The following is a 13,526-nucleotide window of genomic DNA, read 5'->3' on the forward strand; positions in this document are numbered from 1 at the left end:
GCGTTTTATCATAGTATTGATAAACGGCCCTGAAAAGCCGACAAAATACATAAAAATAACAATAATAACCTAGAAACCAATCTGGAACTAATACTTATGCTTTACATGATCTATTCAACCGACGCTGAAAATTCATTAGCAAAACGTCTTGCTACGCGCCCTGCTCACTTAGCGCGTTTAGAAGAATTAAAACAACAAGGTCGATTGTTTGCTGCAGGCCCGTTACCAGCTATTGACTCGGAAGATCCCGGTGAAGCGGGTTTTACGGGTTCTTTGGTTATTGCTGAGTTTGAAAACTTAGAAAGTGCGCAGCAATGGGCGAGCGCCGATCCCTATATTGATGCTGGTGTCTATACTGCTAGTATTGTAAAACCGTACAAGCGAGTTCTGCCATAAAAGTTTACTGAACGTTAAGTTCAGCAAAGGTTAATTACAAAAGCACTAAATTTGTTTGAGATTTATGAAGTTTAGACACTTAGTATCTATGAAACTGTGGAGCTTAAAATGCGATTGCAACTCACTCTCTTAGCGTTGATCTTGGCGTTCGCTTCGAGTGTAGCAGACGCCAATAGCCGCAATGATAAGAATGTAAAGACGATTACAAAAAAAGAAGCTGTGTCTCTGGCGCTTGATAAGTATGCTGGGAAGACGCTTAAGATTTCTGAAGAAAATCAGTTTTTTGTGGTAAGAATTCTCCAACCAGATGGTCGAATTGTTGACTTAAAAGTCAACAAGAAGACAGGTGAAGTAAATAAGGACTAAGGATGCGTATTTTAGTTATCGAAGACGATATTCAACTAGCAGAAAACCTGCGAAATGCATTAGAGAAAGAAAAATATAGCGTTGACTTGTGTCATGATGGTGAGTCTGGATTATTTCACCTTGAAGAATATCCGTTAGATATGGCAGTGATCGATCTCGGTTTGCCAAAACTTGACGGTATTGAAATTATCCGTAGAGCACGTGCTAACGGCGTTAAGATCCCTATTTTAATCTTAACGGCACGTGATCGCTGGCAAGACAAGGTAGAAGGCCTTGATGCTGGAGCTGATGACTACCTCACTAAACCGTTTCATGTTGAAGAACTGATTGCGCGCTGTAATGCACTGATTAGACGTAGCGCTGGACAAGCAAATCCAGAGATTTGTATTGGGCCAATCAAAATCCATACTCGCTCACAGCAAGTCTGGGTTAACGATAACGAGCTATCACTAACGGCCTATGAATATAAAGTTTTAGAATACTTAATGGTTAACCCACAAAAAGTTATTTCTAAATCTGAACTCACAGAGCACATATACGATCAGGACTTTGACTTAGACTCTAACGTTATTGAAGTGTTTGTCTTAAGACTGCGTAAAAAGCTAGACCCTGATGGCACTCTGAACCCTGTTGAAACCCTTAGAGGACGTGGATATAGGTTCAAAAATCAGTGGTAAACAGCTCTCAAATTTCGCTTAAAATAAGACAAGGATTTATCCTTGTCTTTGTGCTTATTATTGCCCTTCCCGCGCTGTTTTTCTCCGTGGGCAGGGCTTATTATTCTTCTTTAGTCGATGCGACTGAAAAAACATTGGAAGCCCACCTCTACTCACTTATCTCTGAAGTCGAATTTGTCTCTAACGGACTCGAAATGCCTCGCAGTATTCTTGCACCTGAGTTAAACAGACTGAATTCTGATACTTATGCTCTGGTCTATCAAGATAACTCCCTCGTTTGGTATTCCGAGTCGGCTGTAAATCTCTCAATTTCACCTGACTTTTCAGAAAACCAAGCTGGAGCATCTGAGTTTAAACGAGTTGAATATAATGGTGTACTGTTTTGGCAACTTAGCCTAACTGTTATTCTCGGAAATGCAGAGCAATCGCAGCAAGCCCGCTTTGTGCTTTTAAAGAAAAATGACGCGCTGATGGAGTTAATGTCAGGGTTTAGAAACACCTTGGTCAACTGGATGCTGGTTATGGGTGTGGTGATAGCAGGATTGATGGCATTTGGGTTTGTATGGAATGCAAGGCCGTTACAGCGATTGGATAAAGAAATTAAAGAGATTGAGGCTGGCGAGCGCGATAAGATCACGGGTCTTTACCCCGTCGAACTCCTAACAATCAAATCCGACTTAAACCTACTATTGGAATCTCAAAAGCGTCAAAAAGAGAGATATAGAGCGTCACTTAGCGACCTTGCGCACGCGTTAAAAACGCCCCTTGCGGTGATTAAATCCAGTCCACTGGCAAAAGATGCAGACGCTCAGGAGCAACTAGACAGAATCAATGCGATGATCGAACATCAATTGAAACGTGCTGCAACGGGTGCATCCGATACATGGAAGAAGCAAACATCAGTAAAACCCGTACTAGACTCAATACTCAACGCCATGACTAAAGTGTATCACGACAAGCACATTCAATTTTCCTCCGAATGTGGTGAGGAGGTTGCATTTCTTGGCGATAAAACGGACTTAATGGAAATTCTTGGTAATATTATAGATAACGCCTGTAAAGCATGTGGTTCCTTGGTCGATATAAAAGTAAGTGCACCTAAAAAGCGCCTACTAATCATAGAAGTAGAAGATGATGGCCCAGGCATTCCAGAGCATCGCCGCTCAGAGCTGCTGACCAGAGGTGCAAGATTAGACACCTATGAAGCTGGCCACGGCGTAGGAATGGCTATCGTATCTGATTTAGTTAAGTCATATCATGGCTTGATGCAAATCGGTACTTCCCAACATGGTGGCGCAAAATTTACGATAGAGTTTAACCATGAAAAGAATAATTAGCAGTCTACTGGTATCGGGATTAACCTTTTTTGTGATTGCAGACGACGATGTCACACTACAAGACTGTACGAAGTATGAGTCAACGCATCCGGAAAAAGCAAAAAAATTCCTCATGTGCCTGGATGGCAATATCAACTTACTTGAACGTCATCGTCAAACCTGGATCACTAAGTTATTGCTTGATACTAAAAAGTATCAAGCGGACACGGGTAATACTCAGATCTTGCCAATTATGGAACGTGCCCTTCGCAATCAGGAGGAATATATGGAAGATAGCTGCCGGTGGCGATACTTACTAGATATGCCAAACGCGACGCGCTCAGCGACGGCTTATAAAAATTGCAAAATTGCATTTTTAAAAGCCCACATCATTGAGCTGAAAAGCAGTAAAGTATTGAAAGAAGATTTGAATCTCTAGCCGCATTTTTGATTAGATTATTAGGTGGCAAGCCTTAATAACCTAAGCTTCAGCTAATGACGAGTAAAACTCTTAGAGAAGGAGCTGTTTGTAGCTCCTTTTTATTTGCCTAATCTCAGTGTTGTTAAGATGTTTTATTATCGGGTTGTTCTGAACCGAGAAGGATTGCAAGCCACTTACCCTCTTCACTGGTTTCAAGAGCAATTTTCACAACCATGGTAAGTGGCACAGAAAGCAGCATTCCCACAGTTCCTAGTAACCAGCCCCAAAAGATTAACGAGAGAAACACGACTAAAGTCGATAAACCTAACCCTCGACCCATAAACCTCGGCTCAATAATATTGCCCATTAAGGTATTAATACAAATGTAACCCACCGCGACAATACCACTCACCAATGGTTCTTGTGTCACTAAGGCCAATAAAACAGGCGGCACAGCCGCAATGATTGAACCTATGTTTGGAATATAGTTAAGCAAAAATGCAACTACGCCCCAAAGCACGAAGTAATCAACACCTAACGCCCATAAAAAAACAGCCGCTACGACACCTGTCGCCAATGACACAAGCGTTTTAATCGCCAAATAGCTATTGATAGAATCTAAAAATCTATCAATTTGCTGCATTTTCATCTCTGGATCGTCTAGGGCAAGATGCACTTTGTGGCCCAAAGAAGGTGCCTCAAAAAGCATGAAGACGACGATAAGCAAAATTAAAAAGCTATTTGCCATCACACCACCAAAGCCAGTTAACATATTGGTGGCCACATCGATTAGCTTATTTGGGTCTAGCATGCTAATAAGTTGTTGTTTATCCAATAAGATATTGTAGTTTGCGGCAGTACTGACCAACCAAACGAACTTTTCTTGTAAATCTTCTTTATAAGTTGGCAGCTGCTTGGAGAAATCATTGACTGATTGCCCAACAAGCCCACCAATACTTGCACCTATTAAAATCACAAGTGCGATAATCACCAGAATGGCCAGCCCTTTTGGTATTTTAAAGCGAGCCAAAAACTTGAGCATGGGATTACAGATAATCGCAATAAATGCAGCTAATATAAACGGCACGACAATCTCAGACGCAAGCTTGATACCACCTAACACTAAAAATAGCGAGGCCAAAACCACCAGCGTTTTGTTTATTCCAGTCAGTGAAGACACTGTTCACTCCTTTTGCTTTTTTACCATTCTAAAACAAACCACCTATAATGAAAATGAGTGATCTAACTCCTTGCTAAAACGTAGGTTTATTTGATTACAATAAAGAGTATTGAGAATGAATATATTTATAACAGGCGCAACAGGATTAATTGGTAAAAAGCTATGCCAATTTTTAGTACACAAACATAATCTGATTGTACTGACCCGTTCGCCTTCAAAAGCTGCAAACCTATTACCAAGTGGGGTTAATTGCGTCACCGATACCGATGATGTCGACTTTAATGAGCTTGATGCGGTCATTAATCTTGCGGGTGAACCAATAGCCAATGGCCGGTGGAGCAAAGAGAAAAAACAAGAGATCTACAATAGCCGGATAAAAATCACTGAGCAAATCGTTGCAGCGATAAATACTGCGACGTCAACGCCCAAGGTGTTTATTTCAGGTAGTGCAATAGGTTTTTATGGACGCCAACCGGATAACTTGACCATCACTGAAGATTTCAAGGATTACCATGATGAATTCTCTCATAGGCTGTGCAAAGATTGGGAAGATACCGCCTTTAGAGCCGAGTCCAGCCATACTAGAGTCTGCATCTTAAGAACAGGCATTGTGCTTTCAAAATCGGGAGGGGCTTTGGCAAAAATGTTGCCGCCTTTTCGGTTTGGCGTTGGCGGTCCGATTGGTTCTGGAAGACAGGTGATGTCTTGGATCCATATCGACGATATGATTCAGGCAATAATGTATCTACTTAAACATGACGAGATCAGCGGCGTTATTAATGCTACAGCCCCTAACCCAGTATCAAATAAGCAATTTTCTCAAGCCTTAGCACGCGCTATCTCACGCCCTTGCCTATTTACCGTACCACCGTTTGTCTTCAAATTGGCATATGGTGAAATGTCAGAATTGCTATTGTACGGCCAATGCGTCGTACCAAAAAAACTTCTCGATGTAGGTTATCGATTCCGCCACGATCACATTGAAGGTGCCTTGAGCGCACTTAACTTATAACTTTTGTGCAATACCTTCTTCTGGCGCTATATAGAGCTTTTCTCGCGTTAAGACTTTGTCCAGATAATGTTTGGTTTCATCGTACGGTAAACTATTGTCTAGCGCCGCTAGTACGTTTTCTGGCGAGAGTGAATTAATGATCTTTGCTGCTTTTGTGATGGATCTTGAGTCATCAGCATTAAACACACGGGCAACATTGCCAGCTCCCGCATTGTAAGCCGCAATGATGCAATACTTACGACTAAGTGGGTTATGTATTTTACTCAGGTAGCGTTTATCGAGAATATTCAGGTAAGCGGTCCCCGCTTCAATATTATTGTCCGTCACATATAAATAAGGCGCCGACATCGGTTCATCGCGATTGTACAACATACGATTCACATCAACACCCGCACTCGTGGGTACTATCTGCATCAAACCAAACGCAGGAATGTGTGACTTTGCCATTGGGTTAAAGTGGCTTTCGGTATGCATAACCGCAAAAATTAAACTTGGCTCAATGTCAAAGCGCTTCGCTTGTGCATTCACTTGGCTAACATAACGTTCTGCTCGATGCTTGGAAAGTTCAGTCTGTTTGGGTAGCTTAAGCACGATTTCAGATACGACTGTTGCTTCACTTTTATCGGTATTACTTGCAGTTTCTAATAGCTTTTTAAGACGTTTTTGCTTTAACAGTTCAAGCTTTTTCTGTTGCGCTTGTTGTTGAGCCTCTGCAAGTTTTGTATCTTCGCCATCAATGATGGCCTCATCCGTCTGGCGTTCTATATAACGTTGCTGTTGTTCGAATTGGCTATCTATTTGCTTTTTCGCTGCGATCAACGCTTTTGCACGAGCAGCGTTATCCACTTCACGTTTTGTTGTTTCACTTTGGTTTACCGCGAGCGTATCAGCATTAAATACATCAATTACTGCACGGTCTTTCGCGATAAATTCTTTATATAGGGCTTGAAGTTGAGCCTGCGATACCTTTTCATCTGCCACATGCCTAATGCTTACGACCAGCTCATTGGCTTCAAAGTCGACAACCATTCTGGATGATAAATCATCACTGTAGGTGACAAATGCGGCTTGATCAGAAACAGTTATATCTCCCCACTGTTGGATCACGTTATCACGAAAGGCATCGTACTCTTCAAAATGCTCTTCGACATAATCAGCAAACTCACTTAATTGTTGGCGTTTATATTGCTCAAACTCGCTCAGCTCTTCATCACTAGGCTCGGAGGTTTGCCAACGTGACATTTTCTCTGACAGCTCTTCAAAAAGCTGGGCTTGACTCGCCACCGCACTTGGAATGGCACTTAACGCCATGACTAAAAATGAGTATACCGATTTGCGCATAGAGCGTTCCTTTCAAAAAATTAAAGCGTGAAACTCACGCTTTAATTAGTTAGCCTTGCAATTTCCTTCTCAAGATCTTTTTCCGCTTTGTAAGCTTTAAATTCTTGATATAAAAACTTTTCATCCTGAGGGTTTACACTACGCTTACTTTCTTTGATCAAATCTTTGAAAAGCTCTTTAGTCTGATCAGGTGATAACGTCGTCAATGCACAGAAATAGTCTTTACCAGAAATATCGATAACATCGGCCTTAACGATACGGGAGCCATTTAATGTTTGTTTAGTAAGTTGTTTGGATACAGAGCTAAAGGTTGCGCCTACCGTTGTGTCCTCGTTTGCATCTGTACGGTTCGCGAATGTCTTATCAAGGCCTTCGATGCGTGTTTCAATCTGTTGAGCAAGAGCAAGACGTGCATTTGCAACCGCCATCTTTTGATCGATTGAAATATTGCCCGAGTATTTCACACAATCTGCTGCAGCTATACCATCTTCGATTGTTGGATTGAGAACCCATTCTGGAATATTAACTCTTGGACTTGAAGCCGCATCGTCTTTACTTGAACTACAAGCCGATAGTATCCCTATAACGGCCATTGATATAAGTAGTTGTTTTGCTTTCATGTTGGGTTCCTTAATTGCCCTGATTACGGGATAAAATTTATCAAAAAAATCATTGATTAACAGTAATAAATTGTAAAAACGATTTTTAACAATTTAGCACTTTCAATTCAATTTTTTACTATTTAATTTATTGTTATATGATTGAACACAACAACACTGCCATTATAAGAACAAGTATGCAAGGAATGCGATTCCAAATTGATTTATATAACTTCATGATAAAACTCTTGATCTTTACGGGTTGCTTGATGCTGAGCGGCTGTAACTTGACCCCTAAAGCCAACAAGCAGGCCATAGAATACGCGGAGCAAGGAGATTTTATCTCAGCCCAACAGCGTATTGACTATGCCTATAAAAACTCATCTCGTGACGAGCTATTATATTATCTTGAATCCGGTATGTTAGCTCATTTACAACACCATTATGAATTAAGTAATCAACATCTTTCTCACGCCAAGGAAATCATTGAAGCCGCCTACACTGTCAGTATCAGCGACCAGCTTTTTTCCACTTTTACTGGTGCAAGTTACAAAAAATATACTGGCCGCGCTTTTCATAAACCCATGATCCATACATTAATGGCGCTTAATTATGTGTCGTTGGCAAACGCGTCGAAGGTAAACCGTGTTGCTTTGTATGACTCTGCACTGACAGAAATGCGCCAACTGGACTTATATCTCTCTCAATTACAGCAACAAACCGGAGGCTATGTAAGTCAACAAAAAGCTGGAAGTGATATTGAGCAAATTTTTAAAGCTATTTTTAATCAACCATTTATCAGCGGTGAACTTGAGTATAAAGACGATGCATTTGCACAGTATTTAAGTGGCGTTTTATATGAGCAACAAGGCGAGCTAGATAGTGCTCGGATCCAATATGAGCGAGCGGTGAGCGCATACAAAAATGGCTTTAGTAAACAATACAAACTAGGTCAATATGCAGGCCAACAAGCACAGCAAGATCTCAACAGAATGGTTGCAGACAAGGAAGAAAACTACTTCACATTAGTTCAAAGCTTAGGTGTATCACCGCAGCGCAAAGAGTTTAACCTTTATCTTAGACCTGATGAAGAGGCACAAGCGATAGTGATTACGCCGATTTATTGGGGGACAAAAGAAGAACGCCAAGCCCAGTTCGCATGGTTTAATTTAATGTTTGCTGATACCAGCTTGTTTGATCTCATTCAAAACTATGCAACAGGTGATTTTAGTGATGTTGTATTAGGCACTGTCACGAAACGCTTACCTCTTGGGGATAAATTATGGCAAAAAGCCGTAGACGAAGGGGTGATTGATGCACTCAAGTATGGCAGTAGAATCTCGGTTACTTACTTACAACCTCATAAAAACGATATCCAACGTGTTGCGCTTTTCGCTAACGGACAAAAACTTACAGAATTACACCCCTTTTATTCGGTAAACTTACTCACACTGTATGACGCGCTAGGTAATGCCAATATGGAAATTTACACCGCTATTTCTCGAGAAGTGTTAAAAGCAGTCACAGCAAGTAAAGCGATAAAGCAAGTTGGCATCCAGCAGAACTCGCTGTTGGCAGGGCTTGCTCAGCTAACATCATCTGTCACCAACGCCATTACAGCAGCGGCAGATACTAGACAATGGCAATCTTTACCAGGTGAAATTAGAGTGGCTCGAGTGAAATTACCCGAAAATACCACCCACCTGCAATTGCAAACCCAATTAAGGACTGGCAGAGTGATTAAACAGGATATACCGCTGAAACAAACAGCACCGTTGCTTAGCCACATTCGCACCTTCACCGGTGTAGCTGAACCAGAAAAACAAAATTATTTATCATCTTTAACTAACATGGACTGAATACATGAAGCCTAAATTTGCAGTTAAATTAGTTGTCCCAATGATCATCGCGTCTAGCGCAGCGATGACGGGTTGTTCTTCAACAACCAAAGTGAGTCGCGTGGACACCAATGAAGAAATAGCGCTTTCAGATAAATGGAATGCCAAAGACTCTCAGTTAGTTGCTGAAGCAATGATAAGCGATATGCTCGGCTTCCCTTGGGTACGTGAACACCGTGCCAAAGAAGGCACTCGACCCGCTATCATTATTCAATCTGTTCGTAACAAGTCGCATCAGCATATTGCAGTTGACACTTTTTTGAATGACCTCAAGCGCGCTATATTGCGAAGCGGGCAAGCTGACTTCGTCGCAAACCGCTATGTACGAGATGAAATTCGTGAGGAAAGGCGAGACCAAGAGCTTAATTCAAGCCTCGAAACTCGTAATGAGATCGGCCAAGAGCAAGGTGCTGATTATGCACTATCCGGCACAATTAACTCATTTGTTGATGAACAAGGTGGAAGTCGAGTCACTTTCTACCAAGTAGATCTTCGATTAATAGACATGACGACTAACCGAGAGGTGTGGAATGGACAGAAGAAGATTCAAAAACTTCAAGAGCGCAGCGGGTATGGTTTCTAAACGTCTAGTATTACCTCTGTGTATTCTACTTAGTTTATCGGCCTGTCAGTCTACTAAGCAGGCTGTTGCAAAGGAAGAAAGCTTACCCACGTGGGCTACGCAGCAGCCGAGCTCCGATTATCTAGTGTATGGCGTTGGTTCAGCGAGTCATATTGTAGATAGGACGGAAGCCAAACTTGCTGCCCAAGAAGCAGCTAGATTGGCGATTGCCAAACAATTAAATGTGGAAATTGAAGGAACGACACAAGTTGCTCAAAGCCAGGCTAATGGCGATTTTTCGTATCGAGTGGATGAGATTTTATATTCTCGAGTCCCAAGCATACAATTACAGGGGATCAATATTGAGCAGGAGTTTTACTCCTCAGAGCAAAAAACGGCCTATGCCCTTGCCTCATTTAACAAGATTGAGTCAAGGATGCACGCTGAGCTTGATATTAGACAACTTGACGAAGAGATCAGTAACGCGACTATTTCGGCACTAACCAATTCAGAAAAACTAAAAGAAGCGATGGCAATTAAGCGACTAATCGCCAAAAGACGCAAAGCAAACGAATATCACAGGCAATTAGGTGGCGGCAGCATTGCCATACCAACCTCAGTGAGCAACAAAAACAAAATGCTGAATGATTTTATTCAGTCATTAACTTTTAGTATTTCATCAAAGTTTTGGGGACAGGAGTCTATCCGCAACCAGTTAGCCGAAAGCTTGACTAAGCAAGGTCTTACTGTTGTGGGTGAAAAACAAAGTGCAGACTTTCAAATTGACTTTCGCGTAGATTTCGAAGACGTAAAGAAAAACAGCACTTATTATGTTTTTGCCAACTCGAGTTTAACACTCATGGAAAACGATAAAGAAAAGGCGCATGTTTCTGCACAAATAAAAGCAGCGTCTAGTTTTGAAAACATGGCTAAGTCTAATGCTGAAGAAAAGTCAGCAAAGATGCTAAGCAAAAAGCTGACGATGTTAATCATTGATAGCAAAATCTAAAGTAAGGCCCTTTTTTATAGGGCCTTACTTATCTCTTCCTAAAATGACTTCACCACTTTAACGCTGCTATCTGCGGCTCCCGAAGACACAAACCCAATTAGGTTAGGGTTACTCGCAACGAGTTTAAGTACCTCAGCATCATCGGCGGCTTCTTTTGGCGGTGTCCCTTTTCCAGTAAATACTAATTTTGACCAATAAGCTTTAAGTTGACTTGATGACTTATTAAGTACCTTTTCATTAAACTCATCGGTTACCGTTGAGCCATCAGCCTGAGTTATCGGAAGTGCTTTAGAGCCATCGGAGAATGATTTTGATTTACCGATAAAAATTTGCTTAATTTCATTCTCATCAAGTGTAGAAGTATTGGCAGGGTTGACAATGACATCCACGGCTAGGCAACTAAAAGCGCTGCAAAGTAGAGTAAGTAAAAATAATTTTTTCATGCTTCTCTCCTTAAAATACCATGTCGATGCCAATTGTAATGGCTTTACTATCACCCGCGACCGCTAAACCAACGGAGTTATCCTCCACCTCATCATACTGAATCTTGAAAGCAGCGGAGGAATGAAAATCCCAACGTACTCCAAACGAAGTCGTTTCATGGCTTTCGGCATCCTCGCCCTCGCCTTCAAAATCTGCGTAAGATACAAATGGCGTGATATTGTCAAAACGATAGCCCAATGTCAGCATCTTGGTATCTAGATTACCGTCCAAGTCCAACCGATTTAGCTCAGATAAAATAAAGAAATTTCCCCAGTCTGCATTTACTGCTAAACCATAAAACTTACCATCTCGCTCATCACTTCCCTCCCATAAGACCGGCTCTCCAGAACGATATCGCTGGTTGGTGTAGCGCATATGGGTTAAACGCACTTCAAGCCAGTCATTACTGGTTTGAATTACGCCGCCTAGGATGTCTTTCCAGATTTCTCTAGTTGGTTCTTGAAAGAAAAACTCGCTCAACAGCTTATTGTCATCATCGTCTTCTTTACCCGCGTAAATATTCCCGCTTAATGACCAATCGCCTATACTGCCGCTGTAGAGCATATTGACGCCATTATAATTAAAAATTTGCCAGGTGTAGTTGTCCGCGGGTGCACGCATCCAAATATAGGCGTAACCCACATCATAAAAGTCGGAATAATAGAATAGTGGTAAGCGTTTTTTACCTGCTTGGAAAGTCCAATTCTCATTAATCTCATAGGACAAATAAGCCCACTCAAACTTTGCATCAAAATCATCTGCGCCGCGCGCAACAATCTGACCAGTAACGCTTAAACCTTCGGTTAGATCAGCACTAAATTGAAGACCCATCAATGTTTCAGGTTCAAATGAGATATCCTCGTCGTAAACACTGACGATAGGATAATCGGCGAGAAATATTGGATCGTTTATTCCAAATTGTGGAACACCACTTCCGCTCAACACCTTACCAGCATTGATACTTGCGAATCCGGAAAAGTTAACCTCTGCATGCCCTGAAAAACAGGCAAGGCAAAGGGTACAACCTAAAGCTAGTTTCATCTTCATTGTGATTCATCCCAATTGCTTGTTCTACAAGTACTACATTGCAAGTATAGTTAAATTTAAAAAAATGCTAGCAAAAGCAGCAAATTGATAAAAATATTTGCAGAAAAAGGGATGAAATAGGAACAAAAAGCAGCTTACGCTGCTTTTTAACAACTAAGATTCATCGTTATAATAACGTTCAATTTGGTCCTTCAAGTTAGGCGGTACACCTTTAATCGTAAGCGTATCAGTCGCAGCATCATAAATAACCCGCTCACCCAAATGCTTCCGTTCAAAGCCAACGCTTACTCCACCGCCAAGCCCAGAAAATTTCACCATACTTGTTACTGTCTTTTTATCGACAGGAAAGCTTTCTTCCAGCTCATAGCCCTGCTCTTTATAAAAGTCTTCAAACTTCACGTCTGCAGACTTCGAAAGCGTCTCGGACAGTGTATTAACATCTGCGTCCTCACCGCTTGAAACACAGTCGTTACAGTAATCAAAAATTTCCTTGCGGATGTCGTCTTTTTCAGACTTTTCAAATTGCTGTGTAGACAAATAATCCTCAACCGCGTGTAACATAATTTGCGATTGCTGCTTTGGATCGATCCCCTCTTCACAACCAAGAAAATCTAAAAAGAAATCAGCAACTTTTCGACCCGCACGCCCCTTAATGAAGGAAATATAACGGTTTTCTTCTGCGGCCGTATCCCAAGCATCTAAATCGATTCTCGCAGCCAATTGCATACGTGAAATATCTAAGTGTTTTGCTGCGGATAAGTCTAAGTCTGAGGTAATTGTGTAATGTTCTTTAATATTAATCAGTGCAATCATAATAAAATTGCTGGCAACATACTGATAATGACAAAACACTAGATACCCAGTTTCATGAAATGCATATTTATTAAGCTCTTCTTTAAGCACGTTGGTTGCTTCTTGGGTTAAATTCCAAAAGTTAAGCTCATTATTTCGATAACTCTGCATCGCAGACGCGACCACACTGCTTTTTTCGCCGCTAAAAGCACAGAACCCTTTACCCGGTTTGCCATTGTAGGCATGATGCAATTGTTCAATGAAAACATTAACTTTGTCATTGATTTGCATTTCATCGTCACGTAGATGTATTTCGGTATCTTCGTCTTGTTTGTCTACATAGTGAACAACTAGTTTTTTTACCTCAACGCTCATCTTTGTTTTTCACGCCTCTAATGTTAAAATGTAAAAATTATTGCTTTTATAA

At 41.3% G+C, this 13,526-nt stretch carries 15 protein-coding genes; 9 read left to right on the forward strand and 6 right to left on the reverse strand.

The genetic code is table 11. The annotated features are described in order from the left end of the window. The first annotated feature begins 96 nt into the window (after positions 1 to 96). The 5 genes from PPIS_RS06525 (at position 97) to PPIS_RS06545 (ending at position 3,194) form a co-directional block, all read left to right on the forward strand. Positions 97 to 396 (forward strand): YciI family protein, encoded by a 300-nt coding sequence (locus PPIS_RS06525; protein ID WP_010374062.1) that lies wholly within the window; start codon positions 97 to 99, stop codon positions 394 to 396. A gap of 108 nt (positions 397 to 504) precedes the next feature. Beyond that, positions 505 to 762: a PepSY domain-containing protein gene (locus tag PPIS_RS06530; RefSeq protein ID WP_010374059.1), complete on the forward strand. Its 258-nt coding sequence runs from the start codon at positions 505 to 507 to the stop codon at positions 760 to 762. A 2-nt stretch (positions 763 to 764) separates the two neighbouring features. Beyond that, positions 765 to 1,439, forward strand: coding sequence for a response regulator transcription factor (locus PPIS_RS06535; RefSeq protein ID WP_010374057.1), 675 nt, complete (start codon positions 765 to 767; stop codon positions 1,437 to 1,439). After that, positions 1,433 to 2,776 (forward strand): ATP-binding protein, encoded by a 1,344-nt coding sequence (locus PPIS_RS06540; RefSeq protein ID WP_010374055.1) that lies wholly within the window; start codon positions 1,433 to 1,435, stop codon positions 2,774 to 2,776. Before PPIS_RS06535 ends, PPIS_RS06540 begins: the two co-directional genes overlap by 7 nt. After that, positions 2,760 to 3,194 carry a hypothetical protein gene (locus tag PPIS_RS06545; protein ID WP_010374053.1) on the forward strand — a complete coding sequence of 145 codons (435 nt, stop codon included), beginning with the start codon at positions 2,760 to 2,762 and terminating at the stop codon, positions 3,192 to 3,194. The genes PPIS_RS06540 and PPIS_RS06545 overlap by 17 nt, the downstream gene beginning before the upstream one ends. A gap of 124 nt (positions 3,195 to 3,318) precedes the next feature. On the opposite strand, the gene PPIS_RS06550 is transcribed toward PPIS_RS06545, so the two are convergent. After that, positions 3,319 to 4,356: an AI-2E family transporter gene (locus PPIS_RS06550; protein ID WP_010374051.1), complete on the reverse strand. Its 1,038-nt coding sequence runs from the start codon at positions 4,354 to 4,356 to the stop codon at positions 3,319 to 3,321. A gap of 115 nt (positions 4,357 to 4,471) precedes the next feature. On the opposite strand from PPIS_RS06550, the gene PPIS_RS06555 reads away from it, so the two are divergent. Continuing rightward, complete coding sequence (locus PPIS_RS06555) at positions 4,472 to 5,368, forward strand: TIGR01777 family oxidoreductase (RefSeq protein WP_010374049.1); 897 nt, start codon at positions 4,472 to 4,474, stop codon at positions 5,366 to 5,368. On the opposite strand, the gene PPIS_RS06560 is transcribed toward PPIS_RS06555, so the two are convergent. Continuing rightward, complete coding sequence (locus tag PPIS_RS06560; RefSeq protein WP_010374046.1) at positions 5,363 to 6,709, reverse strand: transglycosylase SLT domain-containing protein; 1,347 nt, start codon at positions 6,707 to 6,709, stop codon at positions 5,363 to 5,365. The two genes, PPIS_RS06555 and PPIS_RS06560, sit on opposite strands and share 6 nt — an antisense overlap. A 41-nt stretch (positions 6,710 to 6,750) precedes the next feature. After that, positions 6,751 to 7,329, reverse strand: coding sequence for an LPP20 family lipoprotein (locus tag PPIS_RS06565; protein ID WP_010374044.1), 579 nt, complete (start codon positions 7,327 to 7,329; stop codon positions 6,751 to 6,753). 176 nt (positions 7,330 to 7,505) lie between these two features. Between PPIS_RS06565 and PPIS_RS06570 the strand changes: the two genes are divergently transcribed. The 3 genes from PPIS_RS06570 to PPIS_RS06580 are packed head-to-tail and all read left to right on the forward strand — an operon-like array spanning position 7,506 to position 10,777. Next, entirely contained in the window at positions 7,506 to 9,167 is a 1,662-nt protein-coding gene (locus PPIS_RS06570) for a COG3014 family protein (protein WP_010374043.1), read from the forward strand. A 4-nt stretch (positions 9,168 to 9,171) separates the two neighbouring features. Continuing rightward, positions 9,172 to 9,789 (forward strand): penicillin-binding protein activator LpoB, encoded by a 618-nt coding sequence (locus tag PPIS_RS06575; protein WP_010374041.1) that lies wholly within the window; start codon positions 9,172 to 9,174, stop codon positions 9,787 to 9,789. After that, entirely contained in the window at positions 9,737 to 10,777 is a 1,041-nt protein-coding gene (locus PPIS_RS06580) for a hypothetical protein (protein ID WP_248694158.1), read from the forward strand. Before PPIS_RS06575 ends, PPIS_RS06580 begins: the two co-directional genes overlap by 53 nt. 38 nt (positions 10,778 to 10,815) lie before the next feature. On the opposite strand, the gene PPIS_RS06585 is transcribed toward PPIS_RS06580, so the two are convergent. The 3 genes from PPIS_RS06585 to yejK form a co-directional block, all read right to left on the reverse strand. Beyond that, positions 10,816 to 11,220, reverse strand: a complete 405-nt coding sequence (locus tag PPIS_RS06585) for a type 2 periplasmic-binding domain-containing protein (RefSeq protein WP_010374038.1) — start codon at positions 11,218 to 11,220, stop codon at positions 10,816 to 10,818. Positions 11,221 to 11,230: 10 nt separating this feature from the next. Further along, positions 11,231 to 12,307, reverse strand: coding sequence for a porin (locus PPIS_RS06590; protein ID WP_010374037.1), 1,077 nt, complete (start codon positions 12,305 to 12,307; stop codon positions 11,231 to 11,233). 153 nt (positions 12,308 to 12,460) lie between these two features. Beyond that, entirely contained in the window at positions 12,461 to 13,474 is a 1,014-nt protein-coding gene (gene yejK, locus PPIS_RS06595) for a nucleoid-associated protein YejK (RefSeq protein ID WP_010374036.1), read from the reverse strand. Positions 13,475 to 13,526 lie beyond the last annotated feature (52 nt).

The sequence above is a fragment of the Pseudoalteromonas piscicida genome (assembly GCF_000238315.3).
Taxonomy (GTDB): domain Bacteria; phylum Pseudomonadota; class Gammaproteobacteria; order Enterobacterales; family Alteromonadaceae; genus Pseudoalteromonas; species Pseudoalteromonas piscicida.